Genomic DNA, 26,178 nt, shown 5'->3' with positions numbered 1-26,178 from the left:
AACGTTGATAGAACCCTAAGCTGGTTTCCAGGTGCCGTGGAAGCTAGGGGGGATTGTACTAGGTAATCCCAAACGACACGCAGGTTGCTCCGAAAGGCGATCGCTATTCATAATCCAGACTTCGCTGGTATCGGTGTTGCCGTCATACACCACCGTTAATACCCAACCCTGTTCGGGATTCAGGGCATCTGGGGCATAGATGGGTTCTGAGGGATAGCGATTCTCACCCAAATCGGCTTCCTCTAGGGTGTCAGTTTTGGAGTCAAAACGAGCGATCGCGCCAAATTGTTCTTGGCTAATCTCTACAGCTTGCCGATGTACCGATAGATAGGTTTGGGGCGAAGCTTGACCAACCAGATGCTGTGGCACAACCGGGAACTCACAGTGCCGATCTAAGACTTCTTGGATGCTTGTTACCTGGCTAATTGCCGGGTTGAGATGGATTTGCCACAGCGTACTCTTGGCAGGAGTCCGGGTTTCACCCGTCGCGACTTCCTTGAGATACTGATTGGTCTGAAAGTCTTCGTACCGGACAACATCCACAATCACTGACCCGCTGGCATCTACATAGCCGTTCGCAAAGTGCCACTGATACCAGGGTTCAGTTTCGCCACGACTCACCAACGACAGGGTTTCGCGGTCAAAAACCAAAAACTGAGTACCGAGGTTGGGTTGCCACTCCAGCGCATCGCTATAGCTGGTTATGCCTGTTAGCAACGGCAGCACGTTCACTCGCACTGGCGGCACGAAAAAGACTAAATACTGCCCAGCGAGGACAAAATCATGCACCATTGGGATGCCATCTAGTTGAACTGCCGCCTTTTGCAGAATTTTGCCTGTGGAGTCACTTTTATAAATATTCAGCGTTGCATTCCGTCCGGGTGAAACCCCAAAGTTAAAAATTTCCCCAGTCTGGGCGTCGCGCTTGGGATGAGCGGAATAATGTAATCCGTCACTCAGTTCCGATAAATTATCTAATCCCCAAGTTTCCAAAGTTTGCAGGTCGAGGGCGTGGGGTTTGCCGCCTTCCCACAGTGCCAGCAGTTTATCCGGCAAAGCGAGTACCGAGGTATTGGCGGCATTTTTAATCGGTTTGAACCATTGATTCCAGATGGGGCCTGGTGCGGTCATGCCATAGTTGCCATAGAGCAATTGATTCGCTTTGGCTTCCTCTTGGTATCCCTCTGATTGAACGTAGCGATAGACACCAGAGGCACCAGCATCGCTGAAATGCACCCCTAGAATCGCACCATCCCCATCAAACCAGTGCCCCACCCGGATGCCGCCACGCTCTAAGCGGGCTGGGCCGTTGCGGTAGAGAGTGCCGCGCAAACCTTCCGGTATGTTGCCGGAAAGGAGTGGGAGGGGAGTCAGGGGAAATTCTTGTGCAGGTTGGGCGACCGCATTTGCCCAAGCTTTACGGATTGACGGTTTCGTGGCTGTGGTCATAGTTCAGAAATAGAAGGCAACAGAATGGGGATAAAATTAAGTAATGTTAAGCAAGGTCTTTCTTGAGTGTGAACGATCTTGCGGGCGTGCTGTTATCTTTCGGAAGTGCGATCGCAAAACGCCGACGTGTCGGTTCGCATCCTATGATTTACAGGGAAGGGATCGCGATCGCTAGAGCAAATATTGGCTATATATGAAGAAACTGATTAGAGGGCTGCGTGAGTTTCAAAGTAACTACTTCAGCGAACACCAGGAATTGTTCGAGCAACTCGCTCACGGTCAGAAACCGAGGGTACTGTTCATCACCTGCTCTGATTCTCGCATCGATCCGAATTTGATTACTCAAGCGGCTGTCGGCGAACTGTTTGTCATCCGTAATGCTGGCAACCTGATTCCGCCGTTTGGAGCAACGAATGGCGGCGAAGGCGCAAGCGTTGAATACGCCGTTCACGCTTTAGATATTCAGCAAATTGTTGTCTGCGGTCACTCTCACTGCGGTGCAATGAAGGGACTGTTAAAATTGAGCAGTTTGGCAGCAGAAATGCCGTTAGTTCACGACTGGTTAAAGCACGCAGAAGCGACCCGTCGGCTGATTAAAGAGAACTACACAGAGCTTTCTGGTGAAGAACTTCTGGAAGCCACGATTGCTGAGAATGTGCTAACGCAAATCGAAAATCTGCGGACTTATCCAGCAATTCGCGCTAAACTTCACCGAGGCAAACTGTCTCTCCATGCCTGGATTTATCACATTGAAACGGGAGATGTTTGGGGATACGATCCGATTCGTCAGGAGTACCTGCCACTCTACAGTCAACTTTCCACCAATCAGGATGAATCTGTAGAGCCTAAACCTGAGCGAATTGCCTCAATGCTGTTATCTCCGGAGCAAGCAGAACGAATTTACAGGGGTTCTGCCGCGAGATAAAGGTGTGGGTTATCAAGCGTTTATCTGCTGGTATCTGCAATTTCAATTATTAGGAACCAGCAACCTGAAAATCCTTGCCTCTAATAGGGGTTGGATTTTTAGGTATTTTTACTTTCATTTGTGCAATGGTAATTTGTAGCCTCCACATTAAGGGGGCTATCGGCTTCAAAATTACGCCTCACGGTCTTGATATTAAAAAAGAATTTGGGATCAAAAATTCCAACTTGATCGGCGTTAAAAGGAAATCTGCGATCGCACGTCTCAAATGTTTAGAAATATGCGATCGCTTACTTTTAAAACCTACCGACTTGCTGCTTCAGCCGTTTCCTGCTTTTGGGCAGATCCTTGAGTTCCTAGCTGAATCAGCTCAATCTTGTAGCCATTCGGATCTTCCACAAAAGCAATAACCGTCGAACCGTGCTTCATTGGCCCCGGTTCCCGCGACACCTTGCCGCCCCGCGCCTTAATTTCGTTACAGGTGGCGTAAATATCATCAACGCCAAGAGCTATATGACCGTAGGCATCTCCCAGGTTATACTGCTCTACGCCCCAGTTGTAAGTTAATTCCACAACTGTATGGTCAGATTCGTCACCGTAACCCACAAATGCCAGCGTGAACTTCCCATCCGGATAATCTTTGCGGCGCAGTAACTTCATGCCCAGCACGTCGCAGTAAAATTTCAAAGACTCTTCTAGGTTGCCGACTCGCAACATCGTATGTAGCATTCGCATCGTTTTGATCCCGAATTCCTTTTTAATATGACGTTTGAGTGTCCGCTCAGGACGTATTCTATTTCAATCCCCGATCGGGATCTTTACACAACAACCCATACCACCATAGAAACCATATTACATTCAGCCACGCTAGGTGTTTTCGACAAGGGATGACCACCGCTATAACCATCTGGCTAAAAAGCCTATCTAAGGTTTGCTGATGTGTGAGACACTTGCAATTTTGCTACTGAAGGGTGAAACGGAATGATTAACACGCCAGATACTGCCATCGACGCCATTGTGGCTCGTGAAATTCTCGACTCGCGGGGGCGTCCCACAGTGGAAGCCGAAGTCTATCTGATCAACGGTGTGATGGGATTGGCTCAAGTTCCCAGTGGCGCTTCTACAGGGACTTTTGAAGCCCACGAACTGCGGGATGAGGATGCCAGCCGCTACGGTGGCAAAGGCGTCCTCCAAGCCGTCCAGAATGTCGAGGAGAAAATTGCTCCTGAGTTGTTGGAGATGGATGCGCTCGATCAGGTTTTGGTTGACCGCACGATGATTGAGCTGGATGGCTCGGAAAATAAATCGAATTTGGGAGCAAATGCCATCCTCGCCGTCTCCCTGGCAACTGCAAAAGCGGGTGCAGCAGCTCTGGAATTGCCGCTCTATCGCTATCTCGGTAGTCCCTTATCGAATGTGCTGCCGGTGCCGTTGATGAACGTGATCAATGGCGGTGCCCACGCGGATAATAACGTGGATTTCCAAGAATTTATGATTGTGCCAGTTGGGGCGTCTTCGTTTAAGGAAGCGCTGCGTTGGGGTGCCGAGGTGTTTGCGGCTCTCAGCAAAGTTTTAAAGGACAAAAACTTGCTGACTGGCGTTGGCGATGAAGGCGGTTTTGCTCCTAATTTAGAGTCCAATCAAGCGGCTTTGGAACTATTAGTGGCGGCGATTGAAAAGGCTGGCTATAAACCCGGACAAGACGTGGCGCTGGCGCTAGATGTTGCTGCCAGTGAGTTCTATAAAGAAGGGCAGTATGTTTACGATGGCTCCTCCCATTCCCCGGCTGACTTTATTGAGTATCTGGGTAAGTTGGTAGGACAATATCCGATTGTCTCAATTGAGGACGGACTGCACGAAGAAGACTGGGAAAACTGGAAACTATTAACCGAGAAAATGGGCGATCGCGTTCAACTCATCGGCGACGATCTCTTTGTCACCAACCCCATCCGCCTGCAAAAAGGCATCGAGCAAGCCGCCGCTAACTCGATCCTGATCAAACTCAACCAAATTGGTTCTCTCACGGAAACTCTGGAAACCATTGAACTCGCTACTCGCAACGGATTCCGGTCAATCATCAGCCATCGCTCCGGCGAAACTGAAGACACCACGATTGCCGATTTAGCCGTAGCCACGAGAGCCGGTCAAATTAAAACAGGTTCGCTTTGTCGCAGCGAACGGGTGGCGAAGTACAACCGACTGCTGCGAATTGAAGATGAATTGGGCGATCGCGCAGTTTATGCCGCTACCATTGGGCTAGGCCCCCGCTAAAGCGGATTAATTCGGGCAGTTTGTGCCAGATAATCGGGTGGCTCGTTCAGGAATTCAGTCAATTTGTCTGTTGTCTATAAAAGGATTGACCGACTTTTGCACAACTCAATATGAAACTAAAAATCCTAGCGATCGCCACCCTATTTGCTCCCCTGTCTGTGTCAGCAGCCGTCCACGCCGAAGCAGTTAGACCATTACTTCAAATCCAACCCTGTAATAACTGTCAGCTCATCGGCGCTGCTGAAACGACGCCAGACGCTCAAGAGGATTGGCAGGAGTTTTCTTCCTCTGAAGGAGGCTTTGTGGTGCTAATGCCGGGAACCCCAGAGGAAGAAACACATACCGAAAAAGCTGAAGAAGGTGACGTTGAGCAGCATTTGTTTACAGCCGCTACGTCGGATGGTGTCTTTTTAGTCTCCTATGCTGACTTTGCCAACGAGATCGATCGGCTAGAGGCTAAAGAACTCTTGGATGCGGCGACTGAGGGTTATATAACGGATGGCGCGAAGTTAATCGCTCAGCGCCCAATTTCACTGCATGGAAGTCCCGGCAGAGAAATTAAGTATAAAGATTCGGACGGTTCTATTGGTCAATGTCGGATTTTTCTGGTGAACAAGCGGCTGTATCAAGTCAGTACGCTTGGTTCAAATACCAAGGATGTTCAAAAGTTTTTCGGCTCATTTCAATTAGTGCCGTAATCAAAGCATTTGGAGTATTTTTTCACATAAACTCATTCACATTTTGTAGGGGCGTGTTTGTGCCATGCCCCTACACCAGGAATTAGGGGTGAATAAGTACTACGACTAGCGATCGCTCTTTGCCAGCCAATTATTTTAGATACCCGTTTTCTAGACTAGAAAACGGGTTTTTGGTATGTACCTAGCGATCCAATATTTTATTGGGCTGCGACTGAGTCGCGCGATCGCGTCAAATTTTTTCTCGTCGCAGCTAACTTCAGTAAGCCCCTCTGATTGCCAACACCAGCCGCTCATTCGACGACTCCGAAAAAACGATCCCTCAGCCATCCAACTCAACACCCAAAAATCTAAAAGGCGATCGCTACGGGTAAAAACCGAGTTGAGGTAAACCTAGGGTTTCTTCCATACCCAGCATCAAATTGAGACATTGGAGAGCTTGACCAGCTTGACCTTTGATTAAATTATCAATCGCTGACATGACAATGACCCGATCCGTGCGGGGATCAACTTCGATGCCGATATAGCAAAGATTAGTCCCGCAAGCCCATTTCGTTTGAGGGTAGATGCCGCCTGGTAATATTTTCACAAAAGGCGAAGCACGGTAGAAAGCTGAAAAGATGGTAATTAAGTCTTCTCGCACTAACCCCGGATCGCGCAAGTTGGCATAAACGGTTGCGAGAATCCCGCGCACCATTGGAATCAAGTGAGGGGTAAACTGCACTGTAACTTCGTGACCGGCGAGATCGCTACAAACTTGCTCAATTTCGGGGGTATGTCGGTGCCGTCCGCCAACACCGTAAGCTCCTAGCGTATTATCTGCCTCAGCCAGCAATAAATTGGTTTTCGCTTGCCGTCCACCGCCGGAGGTGCCAGATTTGGCGTCGATAATCGCAGTTTCTGGTAAGACTAACCCTTGCTTGAGTAGCGGCGAGAGTGCTAGCAAACTGGCGGTGGGGTAGCAACCAGCGCAACCCACTAACTGGGCGTCGGCAATGCGATCGCGGTATAGTTCCGGTAAGCCGTAAACCGCCGTAGTTGCGAGTTCTCGGTCTTGACGTTCTCCCCCGTACCAAGCTTGATAGGTTTCCGGGTTGGAAAATCGGTAATCGGCGGATAAATCCAGTACTTTGCACCCCTTCGCCACTAGCGTCGGTGCCATCTGATAGGCAAGACCATTGGGCAAAGAGAGAAAAACGGCTTGACAGCGATTGGCAATGGTATCTAAATCAAGCGGTTCTATCTTTAAGTCAACGCGATGACCTAAATGGGGGTAAAGGTCGGAAAAGGACTTTCCAGCGCTACTCTCACCACCTAGGTAAACCAGTTCGACTCCTGGATGCTCCATCAAGAGTCTTACAAGTTGCACACCACCATAGCCTGACGCGCCAACAATTCCAACAGGCACGCGCCCTAAATCACCCATGATGCTTGTTCCCTAAAAAGTTTAAATTTTAAACGCTCAGCGGTCAGCAAAGCGCAGTCAACCAAAGTCAGTACTGAGCGATCAGGATACGGCATTGCCATGTCCCTAATGGTTGCTGAATAGAATTTCTTTGTCATTGCTTATTCCTCAGTCCTGCTAAAAGCTGATGGCTGAAAGCGACTTTTGCTGCATTGTAGTATTAAAACCAAGATTTGGTGGTAGAAATATCAGCGTCATCATTTAGGGTTACAAGGTTAGCTGCGGGGAATTCAAGGTTGGCTAGAGCAACTGTTCGGGGAGTAACCGACTCTTTTGGAAATTTATCCTTATAGAAAAGCACCGCTCCAATTGATATTTTGGGCGGTGCTGCGTGGTCTAATTAGCGTTATAAATCAATATCATGACATATTGCGCTTCTCACTTGAACCTAACGCCATAACTCTCTTTTAGGCAAGGTGCGAGGGAATCCTTCTTCTTTCCCTTAATTCCTACTTATAGCAGTCATAAATGAGTTGTGAAGGCGAGATCCTCGACAAGTCTTACGAAGTGGGGGATCTGAAGGGCTGACATCACACAACTCAATTTGGATCGCTATAGCAGTCCGAGGGGATTTCTATGAGATATTTTAAACGAATCGTCTTAGCGAGCGAGCATAGCTGAGGGCGTCCACGCTATAGAATATAGAAGATAAGAGAAACGGAGAAAAAAGAATATTTCAGTTTTTTTTAGTTGCTATCTATGAATCTCGATTTAGTTATTTATATAATTATTTTTTAAGTTTATATTTTAATCCCAAAACGGTAATATTTTGTATTTTAATCGAATTACTTTCATAGAGATGACTTTAAAAAAACTAATAATGTGAGATTCATTTATTCAATTTGTTTTAACAACTCGGAGGGAGATACGCTTAAAGCTTTTGCTAAACGGACGATATTAACAAGGGAAACATTTCTCTCGCCCCGCTCAATACCACCGATGTAAGTGCGGTGTAACCCAGTTAATTCTGCTAATTTTGCCTGGGAAAGTTCCCGTGCCTTTCTCAATTTTCGGAGTTGTTTGCCAAATTTTTCGAGTTCGGGATTAGCCGCCATAATTGAGAAAGAAGGTTGTTTTAGATAACGATAAGTCTACAGACGATAAGTATCAATTTGAGCGATCGCTGTCGAATTCGCGCGATCGCGCCGCTGGGGGCTGCCCACAGGCTACTCTCAAAAAGAGATACTGGATCTATGGTTTATTGCGCTAATTAATCTGTGGAATTGTCTCAAAGCAAAGAGGCGCAAAATCGCGCTTCTTCAACCCAACCGTTTAAATTTGACGCGATTGACGCCGCCTTGGCAGACCTGAAGGCGGGGCGGGTGGTCGTGGTAGTAGATGATGAGAGCCGGGAAAATGAAGGCGACTTAATTGGCGCGGCTCAGTTCGCGACGCCCGACATGATTAATTTCATGGCGGTGAATGCACGGGGTCTGATTTGTCTGGCGCTAACAGGCGATCGCTTGGACGAACTGGATCTGCCCTTGATGGTTAGCAACAACACCGACAGCAACCAAACTGCCTTCACCGTCAGCATCGACGCCGCACCGAATATGGGAGTTCGTACCGGCATCTCAGCGGAGGATAGGGCGGTGACGATACAAGTCGCCCTTAACCCAGCAACCCAGCCAAATGACTTGCGCCGTCCCGGTCACATTTTCCCCTTGCGGGCGCGGGAAGGGGGCGTCCTGAAACGAGCCGGTCATACAGAAGCCGGTGTTGATTTGGCAAGATTGGCGGGATTGTACCCGGCTGGGGTGATCTGTGAAATTCAAAATCCTGATGGGTCGATGGCGCGGTTGCCACAGTTAATCGAGTACGCCAAGACTCACCAACTGAAAATTATTAGCATTGCTGACTTAATTAGTTACCGCCTCAACCACGAACGGTTTGTCTGCCGGGAGACGATTGCTGAACTGCCGACTCAGTTTGGGAATTTTCAAATTTACGCCTACCGCAACAGCCTGGATCAATCCGAACACGTCGCAATTGTCAAGGGAGACCCAGCCGAGTTCTCAGACCACTCAGTGATGGTGCGGATGCACTCGGAATGCCTCACGGGTGACGCTTTGGGTTCTATGCGCTGCGACTGCCGCATGCAGTTGCAAGCGGCGCTGAAAATGATTCAGAATGCCGGGTCGGGGGTTGTGGTTTACCTGCGCCAAGAAGGACGGGGAATTGGGCTGGTTAATAAATTGAAAGCATACTCGTTGCAAGACATGGGGCTGGATACCGTCGAAGCAAACGAGCGCTTAGGTTTCCCTGCTGACTTGCGGGATTACGGGGTGGGGGCGCAAATTCTCAACGATTTGGGAGTGAAAAAAATTCGCCTGATCACGAATAATCCCCGCAAGATTGCAGGTTTAAAAGGTTATGGCTTAGAGGTGGTGGATCGGGTGCCGCTGTTAATTGAGGCGAATGATTATAATTCCATCTATCTAGCGACCAAAGCGAAAAAGCTGGGTCATATGCTGTTGCAAACGTATTTAATCACCGTAGCGCTGCACTGGCAGGATGAGCCGGAGTCAGTCACAAAGCGCTACGAACGATTAGAGAAACTACGGCATTTGGCAAAAACTCACGATTTGTTGTTGCAGGAAGAAACGCGACCTGTTGGGATCGCTCTGTTCGGCACGCCATCGTTAACCGTTCACTTAGGTTTTGACCAACCCAATCTGGCGTCACCGGATTGGTATCAGCAGACAGGACATCCTTATGTGCGAGCGATCGCGCAAATTCTGGATGCTTTGAGCGCGTGGCCTCAGTTGCAATATCTAGAATTTATGGTTTCGACTGGAATAGACCCCCTGACAGGTTTACAAATCCAGCTAGACCGGCAGAACTTCCCCGCAAGTACCCTGCCTTCGTCAGTTTGCCATCAGTTAGAAACCCAGAAAATCTACAGCTTTCAGAGTGGTGAGGGCTAAGTAGAGTTAGGACTGAGGACTGAGGGCTGAGGACTGCGTAGAGTTAGGGCTGAGTAGAGTTAGGACTGAGGACTGCGTAGAGTTAGGACTGAGGGCTGAGGACTGAGGACTGAGTAGAGTTAGGGCTGAGGACTGAGTAGAGTTAGGAAGGTTTTCAGCTAACGTTTGTGAGCTTTTACTTGATGAGCGTCTAAGTAGATTGGGATAAATAAACTTAACGGATAGGACTGTTTATCGCTCATGGAAAATTGAAAATTACCATGAACAATCAACGATAAACGGGCTTATTGAGTTATGTTTATTTTCACCGAGTTACTTAATTCCGTAATTTCTAGTAATGAAGCGATGCACTACGGATATAAAGCTATCACCGTTATAGGAACTGCCGCCTTACTTAGTGGAGGAACGACAGCTATCTATGCACAGGCTCAGCCCCTACTCTTTCCTCAGCACTCTTTCCCTAGCACTCTTATAGTGGCTCAGTCGAGTGCAGAAGAATTATTCAATCGGGGGATGGAGAAGTATAACCAAGAAAACTATAGCGGCGCTTTCAATGATTTCACCGCTGCAATTCGCCAGGATGCCAACCTGACTAAAGCCTACTACAGCCGAGGGTTGGCAAGGCGGAAGCTAGGAGATAATCAGGGAGCGATCGCAGATTATACGGAGTTGCTGAAGCGAAATCCCCAGAATGCCGATGCCTACCTCAACCGGGGTATAGTTTATGCCGACCAAAAAAAGTATGGGGAAGCAATTGAGGACTACACTAAGGCGCTGAATCTCGACCAGAAAAATGCGATCGCTTATTACAACCGGGGGAACGCCCGCAGTGCCCTAGGAAATCCTAGAGGAGCCGTTGAGGACTACAGCAAAGCGATTCAGCTTCAGCCTAAGGATGCCACCGCCTACGTGAATCGGGGGAATGCTCGCGTTCAACTGGGAGAAACCCAGGAAGCGATCGCTGATTTTACAAAGGCTCTGGGTCTGAACCCCAATCTAGTAGAAGCTTATTACAATCGCGGGATTGTCCGGCGGCGACTGGGAAATATCAAAGAAGCGATCGCGGATTATGACCAAGCCATCCAGCACGATCCCAACAATGCAGCAGCTTACTACAATCGAGCGATCGCCCGTCAGCAAATCGGCAATCCTCAAGCAGCCATTGCCGACTATACCGAGGCGATCGCTATTTCTCCCAACTTTGCTAAAGCTTATGGCAACCGGGGGCTGCTGCGCTACGAAACCGGCGATGCTAGAGGCGCAATTGAGGATTTACAAGCATCTGCGCGACTTTTCTTCGAGCAAGGATTAACCGCTGACTCTCAAAAGGCATTGCAATTGCTGAGACAGTTAAAATAGACCGCCTCCGTCATCGAAATGAGCCAGTGCCCATCTTCTGCCAGATCCCAACCACATTCTGAGGTGAAAGTCGGTCAGGGTTGTTATTTTTCGCAAACACCGCTGGAATTTTGTACACCCTTTTTCAGAGGAGATAGGGTAGAGATCGTGTGCCGCTTCGCAAGGATACGTCTCTTTAATTACAGCAAATCCAACCGCATCTCATTACTTTCGCTAAAGCCAAGACTAGAGTAGACTGGCTTACCTGGTGGGGAGGCGTGTAGGATAACCCTTGTGCAGTTAAGCGATTTTAGATGGTCGATCGCACAAAGCGTAAGTTTCTTGGCAAGTCCCTGTCTGCGGTGAGGCGGTTCAACGTAAACTCCCCAGATGTATCCATATTTGCGAGATTCCGGTTTGAGGATATGCGGGTAAAGACCAGCAAACAGCTGACAACTTGCTGAAGCGATCGCTCTCCCATCAATCTCCGCCACAAAAGCTTTATGGCATCCCTCTTTTCGAGCGCATTCTATAAACTGGAGCGTAATGTTGAGCCAGTCTGATTCTATTGAGTCAGAAGGAACATGATTATCCAGCCACATTTGATAAAAATGTTGAGCAATTAGAGAATCTTCCTCTGGAAAAGCTTCTCTGATATAAATTTCTCGTTCCATCACCACGATACGGGTTCATTCTTATTTTACGGTCAGAGTAATCTTGAAAGTGGTCTTCTACAAGAGTCACTTTTTCAATCTAATCTCAGTCCACTTCGATTTGATTATCTCTTATCTGGTAACTATGGATTTAGCAATCGCGCTCGATAGCAATTCCGTATCCTTACCCTTGGGTTAAGTCACCAAAGCGATCGCGATATCTCTCTAATAACTCTGCCAGCTCATTTGAGCGTTGTCGTTCCGACTCAGCTTGCTGTTGTGCTAACTCCCGCTGATTCCGCTCAATTTCAGCTAATTCCTCCCCTGTCTGATACCTCACACCTTGGGCATCGTACCAGTACAATACCTCGCGCTGTATGCCTCCGACTTGAGCCACAAATCGCCCAATTCCTAAACCGATTTCTGGCATCCAGAATGGTTCTCCGATTTGTAACTGATATTGCCCATTTACTAAACGGTAAACTTCAAAAGGTTGTTCCTGGTCGCGCCGCCAGAAATTCGGATTATAAATTACATAATACAACACTCCTAAATTGGCATAAATTGCCATTTTTGTATCGTATTCTCCCCCATAAGTGTGAGAGACAATTTCTAAGACAAAAATGGGGGCAATATTATTTTCTTCCCAGAGAACATAGCTGGAGCGAGAACCATTGTTTTTCCTCCGTTCCACTCCCAAACTTAGAAATCCATCTGGCACCACGGGTACTCTTGGATTCACGCCTGTCGTGTGATAGATGCCCATATCTACACCAAAATACCAGTCAAGGCGATTACCCCAAATGAACTCTAGCAAGAATAATAGAAAATTCGGGATAAAATTTTGGTCTTCGTTATCCACAGGTGTATCATCCGAACAAGGAAGTTCAGCACTTGTTGGTAATCTGGTTTCCGGGTTGTGCTGTACCATAAAGATTAGCTCCAAAAGCTATTAATATAATTATCCAATAAATCTCCCTAATATAAATCCAATCTATTTAAAGAATAATCTCTTTTCTCTTCCTCTGCGTTCTCAGCTTCTAAAGCGCTAACGCGCATGGCTTCGCTAACGCTAAGGCGATTCGTTTAAAAAAGATAGTGTTCATAAATTAAATGAGATTGTCATAACATGAGTTTAGATGTAATTGTTATCGGTAGCGGAATTGGCGGTTTAACCGCAGGGGCGTTACTTGCCCGTTACGGAAAACGAGTGCTAGTGTGCGAAAGTCACGCGATCGCTGGTGGTGCTGCACACAGTTTCTCGCGGCAGGGATTTCATTTTGACTCTGGCCCCTCATTTTACTGCGGACTCACCCCTGGAAGGGGTCTAAATCCATTACAGCAAGTGTTAGAAGTTCTGGGAGAATCGTTGCAAGCTGTTCGCTACGATCCTATGGGTCATTATCACTTTCCTGAAGGCACTTTTCCCGTTTACAGCGATGCTGAACGATATTGCCAAACTGTTGCTGAAATCACGCCTCAAGGTGCAAGAGAATTAGAACAATTTGAAAAACGTCTGCTACCTCTTTACGAATCGCTGCGGGAGATTCCTACTATTGCTTTAAGGGCAGATTGGCAGATAATACCAGTGGTTTTGAGGAAATATTTACCATCTGTATTGAAACTGCTACCGCATCTAAAAACCGTCCAAGGTTCTGTTGGTAATGTGATGGATCGAGAGGTACGAGAGCCTTGGGTGCGGCGCTTAATTGACTTGGAATGTTTTCTACTTTCTGGACTTAAGGCGCACGGAACAATTGCCCCAGAAGTGGCATTTATGTTGGGAGAACGTTCTCGCGCTGGTGTCGAGTATCCCGTTGGAGGAAGTGGCGCAATTGTTGATGCTTTAGTGCGCGGTTTAAAGCGTTGGGGTGGCGAATTAAAATTAAATGCTCAGGTTGAGCAAATATTAATCCAATTGGGAAAAGTAACAGGGGTTAAGTTAAAGAATGGTGAAATTATTAATGCGCCTATAGTAATTTCTAATGCTACCATTTGGGATACTTACACTAAGCTATTACGCCCCGAAGATTTGCCGCCATATTATCGTCAGCAATCTTTAGAAATGCCAGCCGTTGATAGCTTTATGCACTTACATTTAGGCATCCGCGCTGAGGGTTTGGAAAATCTGACGGGACATCATGTGGTAGTTCACGATGCGAGTAAAGATATTACTGAACCGGGGAATACTTGCATGATTTCTATCCCTTCGGTGTGGGATGCTAATCTTGCACCAGAGGGACATCATGTAGTTCACGCCTACACATTAGAACCTTATGAGGGATGGCAACGAGATGAAGGGTATGAGGAGAGGAAAAAAGAGCGATCGCAATCTCTATTCCGTGCGTTAGAGAGGGTGATCCCGGATATACGCGATCGCGTTGTATTAGAACTTATTGGTACACCATTAACTCACGCTTATTACTTACGCCGCTATCAGGGAACTTATGGCCCTGCAATTGCAGCAGGTCAAGGGACATTTCCTGGCACACAAACGCCGATTTCTGGATTGTATCGTGTGGGAGATAGTACGATGCCAGGAATTGGCGTTCCCGCTGTTGCTGCTTCGGGAATTTTGTGTGCAAATACTTTGGTTACGCCGCAAGAGACGGCGAAGTTATTAAAAATTTGAAGTTCAAATTAAGCTTTCTTAATTGTCGGCTTCGCGGCGATACTCTCCGCCTAGCATCTCACAACTCAAGTAGGATTGCTAGAAGAAAAGCGATTAGTAAAGCGGGAAAAAAGTAAATGGGTGTGAGGAGTATCAAGAAACAGCAACAATATATATTAAAAAAACGAATCGCCCCGCGATCGTAATCACAGACCAATTAGAAAAGAGAGGATTTTCTTTTAGGGTGCGATCGCGCTCCAGTTTATTTCCTTTCATCCTCTGTTGATTCAGTTAAAATTTCCTGCATGACGGGTGAGAGTCGATTATTCAAACGTCCTGCACGGATCAGTTCAGCGTAGGTGTCGCCTTCAATATCTAAGAGTTTTTCTCGCAGTTGTTGCATATTAAGCGCTCGCAACTGAGGATATTGATTTTGCAACTTCTCAATTTCCTCCTCAATACCCTTGAGTTGTCCTTGAACCAGATTTAACTCGTAACGATAAAACTCCTGATCGATTTCTAATTCTTTGCCAGCTTCCAATAAATAATTCAACACTCGATTTAAGGCAACGCGACGGGCAATTGCCTCTGAATATTGCTGGCGTAGCGGCTGATCTCCAATCAGTCCTAATCTTTCCAAAAACCACTGAGTTGTCAAACCTTGAACTAACAGAGTAAACAACACAACGCCGAACACCATATCAATAATTTCCTCTCTTCCTGGTAAGATAATGGGTACACTTACCGCCAAGGCAATTGAAACTGAGCCTCTTAAACCACCCCACCAAAGTATTGTTTGATCTCGCCAACCTATTTGAGATTTAACTAGCCAATTGCTCAAAGCACTGAGCCCATAGATGGCAATTGCTCGCGTTACCAATACCGCCCCAATTGTCACCGCAATCAGACTAAAATTCTCTACTAGACGCGAGTAGTGGATTTGATCGCCAATTAAAAGAAAAACGATGGAATTAACAAAAAATGCTAAAAATTCCCAAAATTCAGATACCAATAACCGGGTGCGCGGGTTCATGCCAATTCGAGAGCCAAAGTTACCCAAAATCACACCAACCGTGACAACCCCAATTACCCCAGAACCACCCAACTCTTCTGTTATCAAATAAGTGCCGTAAGCAGAAACAAGAGTGAGTGATTGTTCTACTAATGGCAAGTCAAAACGTTGCGTAAGGTAGGAAATTCCAAAACCAACTAAGCTGCCAATTCCAATCCCAACACCAACAAATACTAAAAAACTAGCAACTGTAGTGTCTAGTGCAAACTCATTGGTTCCTAGGGGGATTCCCACTAGCAACGTAAACGCCACCACCGCCACGCCATCATTAAATAAACTCTCTCCCTCCATCAACATTGTTAAGCGTTTGCCAGCACCCAGTTCCCGAAACAAAGCTACTACGGAAACGGGATCGGTAGCAGATAAACAAGCACCGACAAGGAGGGCAGTTGTAAGAGGAAGTCCAGTCAGCCAATTGAGAGGAAATGCAATACCAACAACCGAGATGATGACACCGACAATGGCAAACAAAGTGACGGGAAATATATCATCTTTCAAGTCTCGCCAACGGATATTCCAAGCAGCTTCAAATAGTAGGGGAGGCAAAAAAATCTCTAGAATTAATTCTGGCGACAGATTCACCAACCGCACATCTACAAATGCTAAAAATAACCCGACAATGACCAGCAGCAATGTGTAAGGAATTTGGCGTAACCAACTGAAAATTCGCGAGAGTGTCGCCACACTCAAGGAAATAGACAACACTAGCAGAAATTGCTCCAAGCTTTGCTTAATGGAAGCTTCATCTAGGGTGGTTTCTATCGCCATAGGAAACTCCAAATCGTAATTAGTCGTTAAAACTTAGTCGTTAAAACACTGTAGCTTTTAATTTGCCCTTTAATCTAGACGTTATATAGGATAGTCTCTTAAATTGCCAACATCGTATCATTCAATAGATTTGGTGTTTACAAACATAATTTATTGCATCTATCTTAAGTAAGATAAAACGTTATGTCAGACATTAAACAGTTAATTGCAGATATCCAGCAGGAAGCGCAACGGGAAACATTTCCCGTTGATGAACCTGTGTATCTGGCAGCGAGTTTGGAGCCTACGCAGCCAATTCTCTATGCAGGCAATCTAGAGAGCAAGCTATGCTTTTTTGCCCGCGATTTGGGAAAAGATGAAGTACGGGCACGTCAACCGCTTTGCGGTGCTGCTGGTGGCTTTGTGCGTCGGGGTTTGTACAGTGCGATCGCAGCCACCGAACCCAATAAGGATACCGATTTACAGGTTGTCCTCGATCGCGTTTTACTGACAAATACCGTGCCTTACAAACCACCGGGTAACAAAGCATACGCTGAGGCTGTGAAAAAACGATTTCGCCCCTTTTTAGAACGATTATTGGTATTGCATTGGCAAGGGGATAAAATTATCACTTTGGGAAATGAAGCGTTTAATTGGTTTGCCCCTTATGCGGCTAAGGGTGAATTGAAGCAGTTTTTTACAAGAAGCGATCGCTACTCTGCCAGCATTCAAGTTACGCTTCAGGCGAAGGACACAGAAGGCAATATACATCAACGTTCAGTGATGCTACTGCCACTCCCTCATCCTTCCCCACTCAATCAAAAATACTACGCCCAATTTCCTCAACTACTTCAGCAACGCCTCGCTGAAATAGTGCCGTAACACATTAACCCCAGCTATCGAATGGTTGAGAAAAGCGCTCTGTGTATTTATTTAAAGGGGGTATATATTTAGTTAATCATGATTAATGTAGCGTTTTTTCCCTATTACTTTGCCTTCTTTATCAAAAGACATTTCAAACGAAATCCAAGCAAAATCACCCCAAAGAGCTGCACCATCCACACCATAACTCCAATTCTCACGATCGAGGCTATGTTCGGGAGCAGGTAAGATTTTTAAAATTTCATCTTTGCCCATTCCTAATTGGATACTGGAGAATTTTTCTTCTGAAAAGCCTGGAGGTAATTTTGTATCAATTAAAGGATAAGGCAGAACATAACTCTCGGTATGGCAAACAAACCAGGCTAAAGTAAAAATTCCAATTCCTGCAAAAAACAAAGAGTCGATTCTAAGAGGGGATTTCATGGATTTCCTCAATTCATAAATATAAATATTGACGATATCGGAATTGATGACTTCCCAGACTACCCTATAAAATCTAATTTCACAGAACCAAAGTTAATTAGTCTCCCCTAAATTTTGGATTTCTATTAGTTCCTTGCACTTAGAAGATTAGGAGCAAGACAACTAGCGATCGCGCTTGGGCTGGAAAACAGGGCAAACGCATCGAAAATTCAGATGTACCCATCTCTCCATCATCCTTCCCTCTACTCTCTGATGACTCATTACCGCTACCAACTGATAACAATTTCTAATGGTTTGGCTAAACTTCGATCGGATAAGCATTTTAAGATTTGCCTGAGAAATTAGCCTAAATGTTGAGCGGATTTGAGACTCATGAATTATAAGTATTGAGTGTTTTTTTAAATTTAAAACTCAACACTTATAATTCAACTAATTCAAAATTTCTACTTTCTACTCACATTGGTTTTAGGCGCGTTACCTTGAGCTTAAAAGAACCGCCACTTGTTTCCCCAAAAGCCCGAACCCGAATAATATAATCACCCGGCTCGGTAATGCGGGAAAATAAAAGCGAGTTAGTGCTGCCGTCGGGACCGTCATCATTTTCCGCCACAGTAGCGCCATCCGACGACATCAGCGTCACAATCGTGTCAAAACTATCAGAGATCAAGTCAACCGCTACCTGATCTCCAGCATCCAGACTCACCACGTAATCACGAGCAAAACCTCCCTCACCAGTCGGAATATCTTTTTCAGTCAGCGTGTCGGAAACTTCGTTGTTTGCCGGTACAGGAATTGGGCTGTACACCTTATTTTGCGCTCTGGCTGATATAGTGGTCAGACAAAGAGCCAGCAGCGTGGCAGGAACAATCAGGGTGCGGTGCCATCTAAGGGCAAAAGCGTCAGTCATAAAAATTTCCGCTGGACACCCTTCCCTTTTGAGGGTTGGGGGAAAGCGGGGCGGGGTGTACCGCTTCCCAAACAAAGAATGTTTCTACTATTTATTGTTTACTTTCTTTGGCACCCGGAAGCGATTCGATAGAAGCGATCGCTTTGCTTTACGCAATTTGTGGATAGTCCGGCACTTGGGAAGAAACCGGAAAATCCGATCGGTAATTGCTCTGTCCGTGTTACCGCCCGACTTGAGCTTTCTCCAGATGGGCAGGCTGGAGCTGGCTAATTCACTAGCTTATCTCCTAAAAGCGATGAGTTGGCGCTCAAACTCCTGTTCATTGATTGAGTGGTGGTGAAATCCATTCTTTTTATATCCTTCCTAATTAGTTTTGGCGGACAGGACGATACGGCAATTTACCGCAGAGCGAGGACTTCTCCCTTTACACTGTCCAAACACTATAAACAAAAGCCTGTAGCCATTTCAACACTGCCTCTAGCGCAAAAGTTGCCCCAAAAGCTAGCGTTGAAAAATCTAAAGACTTGAGGAACGTGTTTCCTTTTAGGAGCGGCCTTATGAAATCAATTGTCAAAAGAATTAAATTGTTGTTAGCACGACAAAAAGGAAAAGTCAAAAGGAAAAGGCCAAAATCTATCGCCTTTTTGCTTTTTGCCCTTCCACATCTGGCATTGGGAATATCCGTTTGCTTTCTGAGCGTGCAGGCACAATCGATCGTCCCGGCGACTGACGGCACCGGCACCATTGTGAAGCCCAATGGAACCCAATATGACATCCAAGGCGGCACGACATCCGCTGATAAGACCAATTTGTTCCACAGCTTCACCCAATTTGGTCTTAGCCAAGGTGAGATTGCCAACTTCATTTCTAGCCCCTCCCTTCAAAATATCCTGGGGCGCGTTACGGGGGGCGATCCCTCAGTCATCAATGGGCTTCTCCAAGTCTCTGGCGGCAATTCCAACCTCTTCTTGATGAACCCCGCTGGGATCGTTTTTGGCGCAGGAGCTAGTTTGAACGTACCTGGAAGCTTCACCGCTACCACAGCGACTGGAATTAAATTTGACTCAGGATGGTTTAATGCCATCGGTTCTAATAGCTATGCGGCGCTGGTAGGGACGCCCAATACCTTTGCCTTCGCCACCCCTCAAACTCCCGGAGCGATTGTCAACGAGGCACAGCTAGCCGTTAAAGATGGGCAGGATCTCAATCTACTCGGTGGCACGGTTGTCTCCGTCGGTAATCTCTCGGCACCTGGGGGGAAGATCGCGGTTGCATCTGTACCAGGTGAAAAGATGGTTCGCCTTTCTCAGGCGGGAAACCTGCTGAGTTTAGAGATTCAACCTCTCTCGCCTTCTCTCCCCCTCTCCATCGCTTCTCCTCTCTCTTTGCCCCAGTTACTCACAGGTGGAGGCGCTAACAATGCGACAAAAGTAACGGTTAGCAGCACTGGGGAGGTGAAACTGTCTGGATCTAACATCCGGGTAGACGCGGGTGATGTCGTGGTGCAGGGAGCCACTTCTAAAACTTCCTTGCCCTCACTGGGGAGTTCTGTGAATTTGGCTTCTGCTAACAACATTACAGTCCTCGGAAAAATCGATACCTCTGCCACTTTTTTAGGGGCACATGGGGGTTCTGTAACGATGTCCGCTTTTAAGGATATTAATATCCTGAGTTCGCCCTTAGACGGGATTTTGACAACTTCTGACTCAGGTAATGGCGGCAATATTTTTCTAACGAGTACAGCAGGTTCAATTAACATTAAAAGTTTTTTAAATTCTTCATCAAATCTTGGGAATGGAGGTGCAATTACTCTTTCGGCACTTGACAAAATTAACAATATTACTTCACCCAACAGTCCGACAGGGACAATTAATATTGCTGGTTCTATCAATTCCTCTTCCAACGCTGGTAACGGGGGCGCGATCGCGCTTTTGGCTCTGAACGAAATCAACGCTGGAGTCATCAACTCTAGTTCAGCAATTGGGAATGGGGGATCTGTCACCCTCGATCCGCTTGGAGATATTCAAGTTGCCTCCATCAATGCCCAAGGGGGAACGAATGGCGTGGGGGGAAACGTTAACATTGCAACTGGTCAATTTTTCAAAGCTACGGGCACTTTTCTAGACCAAGATGGGATCTCTGCCAGTATCTCTACGTCCGGAGGAATTGGAGGAGGCGCGATCGCTATCCAGCACGGTGGCGGCAATAATTTAGTTCCTTTTTTAGTTGGAAATCCAACAACAAACGGGACAGCCGGAGCGTTGAACAATGGGCAATTCACGATTCCGACCTTCCAATCTTTTCCTGGGCCAGACACCCAGGGAAATATTCAATTAATTACTGCCGATCCCGATCAAATAATCGATCCCACAATCTTAATCGACGACCCAGAAGAGGAGCCACCCACAGAACTCCCGCCGGATATCCCGGCAATTGAAATTGACGCGGTCGTGACTGAACGCGAAGAAATTTTTACCCGTCAATTTGCCGAATATTTCGGTCTTAATAATCTTCCCACTCGTGTTAATTCTCTGCTTGATGCTCGTCAGACTCTCGCAAGAATTGAAACAGAGACGGGAGTCAGACCAGCGCTGATGTATGTTGCTTTTGTTCCCAAAACCATTGCAGCAGAGGTGCAGGAAAGTAGGAGAGTACAAGGGACTGAAAAATCCCTCTCACTCAACACTCAGCAGGGGCAGGAAACCCCAGCCTCTACAGCCGTTAGCCCTCAGAGCGACGAGCTGGAAGTAGTGCTGGTAACGGCAGAGGGTCCACCCATCCGCAAGCGGTTATCGGGAGCCGTGCTAGGAGCGCAAGGCGCATACGCTTCGCGATCGCAAGTTCTCAAAGTCGCCGAGCAATTTCGCAAGGAAGTCATTCGGATCAGACGCACTCCCACTTACCTAACCTCAGCCAAGCAACTGTATCAGTGGCTAATCGCTCCGCTAGAAGGCGATTTACAAGCTAGAGGCATCCAAAATCTCGTATTCGTGCCCGATAGTGGGTTGCGTTCTGTACCATTTGCAGCTTTATATGATGGTCAACAATTTCTGGTGGAGAAATACAGCGTCAGCTTGATCCCCAGCCTTAGCCTAACGGACACTCTCCAACGCAACCTAAAAAACTCTCAAGTTTTGGCAATGGGAGCATCGGAATTTCCCGACCAAGACCCGCTTCCCGCTGTGCCAACCGAGTTATCAATCATTACACCTGAGTTGTGGCCTGGTAAATCCTTCCTCAACAACGCCTTCACTCTCAAAAATCTCAAGACCCAGCGCCGCCTACAACCGTTTAGAATTGTTCACCTGGCAACCCATGCAGAATTTGAACCCGGAGATCCGAGTAACTCCTACATTCAGCTATGGGACACGAAGCTGTCCTTGAACCAACTACCACAGCTTGACTGGAATGACCCGCCGGTGGATTTGTTAGTCTTGAGTGCCTGCCGCACTGCGCTGGGTGATGAGCAGGCGGAGCTGGGTTTTGCTGGGTTAGCGGTGCAGGCAGGAGTCAAATCAGCGCTGGCAAGTCTTTGGTACGTCAGCGACCAAGGCACCTTGGGATTGATGACGGAATTTTACCAAGAATTGAAAAAAGCCTCCGTGAGAGTGGAGGCACTGCGGCAAGCACAGGTAGCGATGCTGAAGGGGCAAGTGCGAATACAGGGAGGTAAACTGCAAACTCCCAGAGGGGATGTAGTTCTAACGCCCGAACTCGCGAAGCTGGAGAATCAAAATTTATCTCATCCTTATTATTGGGCAGCTTTTACGATGATTGGCAACCCGTGGTAATCCATGCAAAATGCAGAATTAAAAATTAAAAATGAGGATTTCTTCAATTTTTAATTTTTAATTCTTTCTAAAATTGATAGTTAACGCTGAAATAAAATCCCCGATCTTGGGCATTTTCGCCACGGTCTTCAATATCAACCAGTGGAATGCCATAGTCTAGTCGTATATTTAGCTTGGGCAGAGGTTGCCAGATTAGCCCTAAGCCAGCACCTGCTAAAAATCTCTCATCCTGTAACGTGGCATCGTTGGGATTATCAGACACATTCCACACCCAACCCACATCCACAAAAGGAGCAAACTGCAATGTGGCGGCACCGGCTTCATCTCGCTGAACGGTAATGCGATCTTCAATTGAAAGTCGCACTCCATTGTCACCAGCACGCACATTTTGTCGGTAGCCGCGCAACGATTGACCGCCGCCAATTACAAACTGTTGGGAGGGTAATAAGCCACTGGTTGATAGCTGAATATCTCCTTGCACAATTAAGAAATTATTGTTATTCAGGACTTGAACTCGCTGCACTTGGCCCAGCCAGCTTAAGAACCGACCATCGGGTATGGGGTCGGGATTGATGGTGGCATCCAATAAGCCAGTGCCAAGACTGAAAAGCGATCGCAATGCCCAAGCACCCTTAACATCCCGACGCAGATAGTCTTGCCCAAATTTAATCACGCTGGTGCGGCTCCGACCTTCTTCGTCGGGGCCAAAACCAAACGGGGTTGGCCCTGCAAAAGTAAAAGTCTGACCATTCTGGTGAGTAAAGCCTAAAGAAAGGGCAAATTCTTCACGCGGTGAGCGGATTAACGGCTGTCGATAACTAATTTCATAAAGCTGCGATTCTCCCCGAATGTCGAAAACTTCAAAAGGGGCTTGGGTGACTCTATTTCGGTTGGGAGCATATCTCAGTTGCAAGGTGCCGTTCATGGCGTTGAGTGGCACCCGATAGTTTAAGTCAAGAACATCAGCGCCGCCTGTGGTCGTATGGTAATAGGAGCCAAAAATTTCATCTCCAATGCCGGTGATGTTGCGATAACCCAGATTGACGCCCAATCGTTCGGAACCAACGCTCGGAGGCGAGTAGTTATCGACGCCGAAGCTGCCATAAAAGGGGTTGGCTTCGGTAACGCGAACGACGAGAATACTTTGACCCACCCCGCTCCCAGAGCGGAGGCTGGCTTCTACATTTTTAAATAGGGGATCGACGCGCAATAGCCTTAATTGATCTTCTAGCTTGCCCGTATTGAGCGGTTTGCCAGCCCCCAAACGCACGCGCGATCGCACGTAATTTGAATTCAACCGGCGCGTTCCTTCTACCCTAATCTCTTCTAGGCTGCCTTCAATGACGCGAATCTGGACGACACCATCCGTAATGGCTTGGTCTACCAGGATGGCTCTTGAGGTAATGTAGCCTTGGTTGAGGTATAGCTGGGTGATCGCATCGGCAACGTTTCTGAGTTCTTCTAGGGTGACAGTCCGCCCCTCTACAGTTTGAGTAATCGAGTTCAACTGTTCTGCCCCAAAGATGGTGCTGCCAGTGACTTGAATCTTTTTCACCTCAAGAGTGTCTGAGGACGGCGCAGCATCAGGCGCTGGTGTTGGGGGCGTCAGTACGGGCGACGGTGACTCTTCCGGCAGAGGTTCTGGAAGGGGTGCAGGCTGCGGAAAGCGATCGCGGTTAGGATCGGATTGGGGTTGCAGGGGTTGATTTAGCTGTGGTTGGTTCTGCGGTGAAGCAGGTAGAGTCTGCGCTTGCAGCCGCCTATTTTCAGACCTCTCTGGCTCAGGCTGAACAACTCCCACGCGCTTTTGCTGTATGCCCTTTGACGGGGCAACTGAACGCCTAGCGGGTTCTTTTTTTGCTCTCTCGTCGCTGGAAAACGCTTTCATCGTTTCCATTTCGCGATGAAAATTCAATCCATTCAGATCGGGCGTTGCCGGTAGTGTTTTGGCATTAGCACCGCTGGCAGAGACACAAGCGATCGCACCCTCAATTAACACTCCACACCAAAACCATTGAAATTTTGAACGCATGGTAGCTGTGTTCTCCACGGGTTGAATTGTCTAAAAACTTCAATTAATACAATTTTTTTGTATCCAATCCGTATTTTCTTTACTTAATTCAACTTTTTTCCTTTTCTCTCTCCAAAAGTAACATTCTCGCTTTTAGGAGCGAGAATGTTACTTTTGCAAGCAAACGAGCGGCATGATTTTGCGGTTTTCACAAAAATTGCATCTATCTGAAGACTCAATTTTATGTTTTCATTATGCCATCATCTGTCAATGGCGTCGCCTCTTTGCTAGTTACATTGTGCCTTCGGAAGGCGAGCGAATTTGCTCGCGAACAAGATCGGTTTGCTACCACACTCAAACGCCCAATCAATGACTTTTGCACCTGATTGCACGCGCACTCTCATTTCAGACTGGATTCGCGATCCCCAAGACAAACGGATCGATATCACCTGCGGCACTATTATTCAGCCAGGGAACGTATTTTTCCGACAGCTTTACCCAGTTTGGGCTAAACCAGGACGAAATTGCTAATTTTCTCCCCTAGCCTGCTATCCAGAATATCCTGCTGAGAGTACGAGGTAATAATGGCGAGAGGGTAAAAGTGTGATGCGTCCCTCTATAGGATTTGAGATTTTGAATTGCCGATTTTGGATGGCACAAGTCTTGCCAGTAGCCACTTTCAGCAATCTATTTTAGGCGATATTAAGGTAAAAGGTTATAGTACCATTTCACAAAAGATGGTACATCAGAGACACCAATCCCTGCAAAGAGAGTGCATCTGCGCCACAACGCGATCGCTAGAAAAAAGGGCTGCGAGAATTAAAGTACAGCCCCAATAATGTGCTGTCCTCTAGCCGTTCATTTCATATTTACAGAAAATTGCAGTGTTAAGTGGTAGGGGCATAGGCTTTTTCCCTGCCCCATTGCCTGCTGAGTCTTCAAGGATGAGAAATTAAGTATATTTTCATTCTTAAAGTGAGGGAGCAGTTGATTCAAAACTATTGATTTTCTCTCAAGCGCTGAAGGGGTGTCGTTTGGCTAGCAGATGTCGTCATACTGGGGAGCAAAGGCTCTTTGGCAATGTTGTCCAGCCCAACTGCCTTCAAGAGTTGTTCCCACTCAGCAGAATAAGCGGAATTGTTCGGATTGGAGCGGCGCAGCTCTGCCAGAGTAGTTAAGGCATCAAACCACATCCCCGCCTCTGCATAAACATCTGGGCGCTTATTCGGTGTAGCCACCCTCAACTGATTATCAAGCTGCGCGGTTTGTGGAACCCGCTGAATCGAACCTTGTACAAAAACATCGAGCGATCGCTGTTCGGAATCGCAAACCATCGACAAGGACCACTGATAATTCTTACCGACTTCCAAGGGTGGTAATCCAGCATAAGTTGGAAGACTGATGCTGACAATACCCCCCTTCCCCGTAGTCATAAAGGTTGTTGTATAAATCTCTCGATCGTTTTTTTCATCCTTCAGTACAAACTCTAGCGCCAGTGGCGACGCTTGGGCGGGCACTGGAGGGACGTAGAATGAAAAGCTCGGATATGCTGCTACTGTAAGCCCAATATTATTGGCAGGGATCAGCGCGGTGAGCGGCTTGCCTGCCACTGGACAACTTCCAGGACTGCGAGTTCCGCCCCCTTCTCTGCGCCCTGGTGCCCCAACGGTTTTAGGTGGATTATATCCAGCAACTATCCACCGATCGGGCATTCCTTGGGCGAGTAGTGTTGGTGGTGTCCCTATCAGAGTTGAGAAACCCGTGAGCAGTGCCACTTCCATAGAGATAGCTAAGGCTCGTTTTAACCTAGGGGACTTCATCCAGTCCATAGCAGAACTGCTCCAAAGAATTTTGAGTTTTGAATAGATAGGTGCGGTTCAACCAACAAGATTTGATTGTCCCGCCCTAGATTGACTGACTACCCAACCCGTAAATCGTTTTCTTCACGATCCGAACTCGGCTTTCTGCCTTCATCAAGTCGCATTTTGGGGTTGAAAACTCTGAACGAGTGGGT

21 protein-coding genes are annotated in these 26,178 nt (G+C 47.1%); 10 read left to right on the top strand and 11 right to left on the bottom strand.

Annotation, left to right across the window (positions count from 1 at the left end; all coding sequences use genetic code 11):
- Window positions 1–15: 15 nt before the first annotated feature.
- Window positions 16–1,449, bottom strand: a complete 1,434-nt coding sequence (locus NDI34_RS03455; protein WP_348231860.1) for a carotenoid oxygenase family protein — start codon at window positions 1,447–1,449, stop codon at window positions 16–18.
- A 68-nt stretch (window positions 1,450–1,517) separates the two neighbouring features.
- Between NDI34_RS03455 and NDI34_RS03450 the strand changes: the two genes are divergently transcribed.
- Window positions 1,518–1,646 carry a hypothetical protein gene (locus tag NDI34_RS03450; RefSeq protein WP_348231859.1) on the top strand — a complete coding sequence of 43 codons (129 nt, stop codon included), beginning with the start codon at window positions 1,518–1,520 and terminating at the stop codon, window positions 1,644–1,646.
- On the top strand, window positions 1,643–2,374 hold the full coding sequence (locus NDI34_RS03445) for a carbonic anhydrase (RefSeq protein ID WP_190413306.1): 732 nt from the start codon (window positions 1,643–1,645) through the stop codon (window positions 2,372–2,374). Before NDI34_RS03450 ends, NDI34_RS03445 begins: the two co-directional genes overlap by 4 nt.
- Before the next feature lie 300 nt (window positions 2,375–2,674).
- On the opposite strand, the gene gloA is transcribed toward NDI34_RS03445, so the two are convergent.
- A complete protein-coding gene (gene gloA / locus NDI34_RS03440) occupies window positions 2,675–3,106 on the bottom strand; it encodes a lactoylglutathione lyase (protein ID WP_190432239.1) in 432 nt (143 codons plus the stop codon).
- 246 nt (window positions 3,107–3,352) lie between these two features.
- Here gloA and eno point away from each other — a divergent pair, with 246 nt between their 5' ends.
- From eno to NDI34_RS03425, 3 genes are all read left to right on the top strand, one after another.
- Window positions 3,353–4,642: a phosphopyruvate hydratase gene (gene eno, locus NDI34_RS03435; protein ID WP_190529929.1), complete on the top strand. Its 1,290-nt coding sequence runs from the start codon at window positions 3,353–3,355 to the stop codon at window positions 4,640–4,642.
- Window positions 4,643–4,752: 110 nt separating this feature from the next.
- Window positions 4,753–5,340, top strand: a complete 588-nt coding sequence (locus NDI34_RS03430; protein WP_348231858.1) for a hypothetical protein — start codon at window positions 4,753–4,755, stop codon at window positions 5,338–5,340.
- Between the two features lie 175 nt (window positions 5,341–5,515).
- Entirely contained in the window at window positions 5,516–5,728 is a 213-nt protein-coding gene (locus NDI34_RS03425; RefSeq protein ID WP_190432232.1) for a hypothetical protein, read from the top strand.
- On the opposite strand, the gene argC is transcribed toward NDI34_RS03425, so the two are convergent.
- Together argC and NDI34_RS03415 are read right to left on the bottom strand one after the other, a co-directional pair.
- Window positions 5,702–6,763, bottom strand: coding sequence for an N-acetyl-gamma-glutamyl-phosphate reductase (gene argC, locus NDI34_RS03420; protein WP_190413299.1), 1,062 nt, complete (start codon window positions 6,761–6,763; stop codon window positions 5,702–5,704). The genes NDI34_RS03425 and argC overlap by 27 nt on opposite strands.
- 872 nt (window positions 6,764–7,635) lie before the next feature.
- Entirely contained in the window at window positions 7,636–7,857 is a 222-nt protein-coding gene (locus tag NDI34_RS03415) for a helix-turn-helix transcriptional regulator (RefSeq protein WP_348231857.1), read from the bottom strand.
- Between the two features lie 162 nt (window positions 7,858–8,019).
- On the opposite strand from NDI34_RS03415, the gene ribBA reads away from it, so the two are divergent.
- Both ribBA and NDI34_RS03405 read left to right on the top strand, forming a co-directional pair.
- The gene (gene ribBA / locus NDI34_RS03410) at window positions 8,020–9,729 is read left to right on the top strand and encodes a bifunctional 3,4-dihydroxy-2-butanone-4-phosphate synthase/GTP cyclohydrolase II (protein ID WP_339380239.1); all 1,710 of its coding nucleotides are present in this window, start codon (window positions 8,020–8,022) and stop codon (window positions 9,727–9,729) included.
- A 294-nt stretch (window positions 9,730–10,023) separates the two neighbouring features.
- Complete coding sequence (locus NDI34_RS03405; RefSeq protein ID WP_348231856.1) at window positions 10,024–11,088, top strand: tetratricopeptide repeat protein; 1,065 nt, start codon at window positions 10,024–10,026, stop codon at window positions 11,086–11,088.
- A 179-nt stretch (window positions 11,089–11,267) separates the two neighbouring features.
- Here the strand turns inward: NDI34_RS03405 and NDI34_RS03400 are convergent, their stop codons facing one another.
- The gene (locus NDI34_RS03400) at window positions 11,268–11,741 is read right to left on the bottom strand and encodes a GNAT family N-acetyltransferase (RefSeq protein WP_348231855.1); all 474 of its coding nucleotides are present in this window, start codon (window positions 11,739–11,741) and stop codon (window positions 11,268–11,270) included.
- A gap of 163 nt (window positions 11,742–11,904) precedes the next feature.
- Entirely contained in the window at window positions 11,905–12,651 is a 747-nt protein-coding gene (locus tag NDI34_RS03395; RefSeq protein WP_190413288.1) for a Uma2 family endonuclease, read from the bottom strand.
- 198 nt (window positions 12,652–12,849) lie between these two features.
- Here NDI34_RS03395 and NDI34_RS03390 point away from each other — a divergent pair, with 198 nt between their 5' ends.
- The gene (locus NDI34_RS03390) at window positions 12,850–14,352 is read left to right on the top strand and encodes an NAD(P)/FAD-dependent oxidoreductase (RefSeq protein WP_190533165.1); all 1,503 of its coding nucleotides are present in this window, start codon (window positions 12,850–12,852) and stop codon (window positions 14,350–14,352) included.
- 241 nt (window positions 14,353–14,593) lie between these two features.
- On the opposite strand, the gene NDI34_RS03385 is transcribed toward NDI34_RS03390, so the two are convergent.
- A complete protein-coding gene (locus tag NDI34_RS03385; protein WP_190533168.1) occupies window positions 14,594–16,171 on the bottom strand; it encodes a Na+/H+ antiporter in 1,578 nt (525 codons plus the stop codon).
- 183 nt (window positions 16,172–16,354) lie between these two features.
- Between NDI34_RS03385 and NDI34_RS03380 the strand changes: the two genes are divergently transcribed.
- Complete coding sequence (locus tag NDI34_RS03380) at window positions 16,355–17,032, top strand: uracil-DNA glycosylase family protein (protein ID WP_190681591.1); 678 nt, start codon at window positions 16,355–16,357, stop codon at window positions 17,030–17,032.
- A 72-nt stretch (window positions 17,033–17,104) separates the two neighbouring features.
- Here NDI34_RS03380 and NDI34_RS03375 read toward each other — a convergent pair whose 3' ends face one another.
- Window positions 17,105–17,455 (bottom strand): hypothetical protein, encoded by a 351-nt coding sequence (locus NDI34_RS03375; protein WP_348231854.1) that lies wholly within the window; start codon window positions 17,453–17,455, stop codon window positions 17,105–17,107.
- A 454-nt stretch (window positions 17,456–17,909) separates the two neighbouring features.
- A complete protein-coding gene (locus NDI34_RS03370; protein ID WP_190413280.1) occupies window positions 17,910–18,362 on the bottom strand; it encodes a PPC domain-containing protein in 453 nt (150 codons plus the stop codon).
- Window positions 18,363–18,919: 557 nt separating this feature from the next.
- Between NDI34_RS03370 and NDI34_RS03365 the strand changes: the two genes are divergently transcribed.
- Window positions 18,920–22,153 (top strand): CHAT domain-containing protein, encoded by a 3,234-nt coding sequence (locus NDI34_RS03365; RefSeq protein WP_348231852.1) that lies wholly within the window; start codon window positions 18,920–18,922, stop codon window positions 22,151–22,153.
- Window positions 22,154–22,220: 67 nt separating this feature from the next.
- Here NDI34_RS03365 and NDI34_RS03360 read toward each other — a convergent pair whose 3' ends face one another.
- Both NDI34_RS03360 and NDI34_RS03355 read right to left on the bottom strand, forming a co-directional pair.
- Window positions 22,221–24,185, bottom strand: coding sequence for a ShlB/FhaC/HecB family hemolysin secretion/activation protein (locus tag NDI34_RS03360; protein ID WP_348231851.1), 1,965 nt, complete (start codon window positions 24,183–24,185; stop codon window positions 22,221–22,223).
- Between the two features lie 977 nt (window positions 24,186–25,162).
- The gene (locus tag NDI34_RS03355; RefSeq protein ID WP_190673320.1) at window positions 25,163–25,993 is read right to left on the bottom strand and encodes a DUF928 domain-containing protein; all 831 of its coding nucleotides are present in this window, start codon (window positions 25,991–25,993) and stop codon (window positions 25,163–25,165) included.
- Between the last annotated feature and the right edge of the window lie 185 nt (window positions 25,994–26,178).

The organism is Trichocoleus sp. DQ-U1 (genome assembly GCF_039961925.1).
In the GTDB taxonomy this organism is placed as follows: domain Bacteria; phylum Cyanobacteriota; class Cyanobacteriia; order Cyanobacteriales; family FACHB-T130; genus FACHB-T130.
The sequence above is the reverse complement of the archived record's forward strand: the minus strand, read 5'-3'. Positions and strand labels throughout refer to the sequence as shown.

Coding starts and splice junctions, on each gene's coding strand:
- NDI34_RS03425 (WP_190432232.1), top strand. CDS start 5,516: ATGTACCTAGCGATCCAATATTTTATTGGGCTGCGACTGAGTCGCGCG.
- NDI34_RS03380 (WP_190681591.1), top strand. CDS start 16,355: ATGTCAGACATTAAACAGTTAATTGCAGATATCCAGCAGGAAGCGCAA.
- NDI34_RS03370 (WP_190413280.1), bottom strand. CDS start 18,362: ATGACTGACGCTTTTGCCCTTAGATGGCACCGCACCCTGATTGTTCCT.
- NDI34_RS03430 (WP_348231858.1), top strand. CDS start 4,753: ATGAAACTAAAAATCCTAGCGATCGCCACCCTATTTGCTCCCCTGTCT.
- NDI34_RS03390 (WP_190533165.1), top strand. CDS start 12,850: ATGAGTTTAGATGTAATTGTTATCGGTAGCGGAATTGGCGGTTTAACC.
- gloA (WP_190432239.1), bottom strand. CDS start 3,106: ATGCGAATGCTACATACGATGTTGCGAGTCGGCAACCTAGAAGAGTCT.
- NDI34_RS03360 (WP_348231851.1), bottom strand. CDS start 24,185: ATGCGTTCAAAATTTCAATGGTTTTGGTGTGGAGTGTTAATTGAGGGT.
- NDI34_RS03415 (WP_348231857.1), bottom strand. CDS start 7,857: ATGGCGGCTAATCCCGAACTCGAAAAATTTGGCAAACAACTCCGAAAA.
- NDI34_RS03400 (WP_348231855.1), bottom strand. CDS start 11,741: ATGGAACGAGAAATTTATATCAGAGAAGCTTTTCCAGAGGAAGATTCT.
- NDI34_RS03455 (WP_348231860.1), bottom strand. CDS start 1,449: ATGACCACAGCCACGAAACCGTCAATCCGTAAAGCTTGGGCAAATGCG.
- argC (WP_190413299.1), bottom strand. CDS start 6,763: ATGGGTGATTTAGGGCGCGTGCCTGTTGGAATTGTTGGCGCGTCAGGC.
- NDI34_RS03365 (WP_348231852.1), top strand. CDS start 18,920: ATGAAATCAATTGTCAAAAGAATTAAATTGTTGTTAGCACGACAAAAA.
- NDI34_RS03395 (WP_190413288.1), bottom strand. CDS start 12,651: ATGGTACAGCACAACCCGGAAACCAGATTACCAACAAGTGCTGAACTT.
- NDI34_RS03405 (WP_348231856.1), top strand. CDS start 10,024: ATGTTTATTTTCACCGAGTTACTTAATTCCGTAATTTCTAGTAATGAA.
- NDI34_RS03385 (WP_190533168.1), bottom strand. CDS start 16,171: ATGGCGATAGAAACCACCCTAGATGAAGCTTCCATTAAGCAAAGCTTG.
- NDI34_RS03375 (WP_348231854.1), bottom strand. CDS start 17,455: ATGAAATCCCCTCTTAGAATCGACTCTTTGTTTTTTGCAGGAATTGGA.
- NDI34_RS03355 (WP_190673320.1), bottom strand. CDS start 25,993: ATGGACTGGATGAAGTCCCCTAGGTTAAAACGAGCCTTAGCTATCTCT.
- eno (WP_190529929.1), top strand. CDS start 3,353: ATGATTAACACGCCAGATACTGCCATCGACGCCATTGTGGCTCGTGAA.
- NDI34_RS03445 (WP_190413306.1), top strand. CDS start 1,643: ATGAAGAAACTGATTAGAGGGCTGCGTGAGTTTCAAAGTAACTACTTC.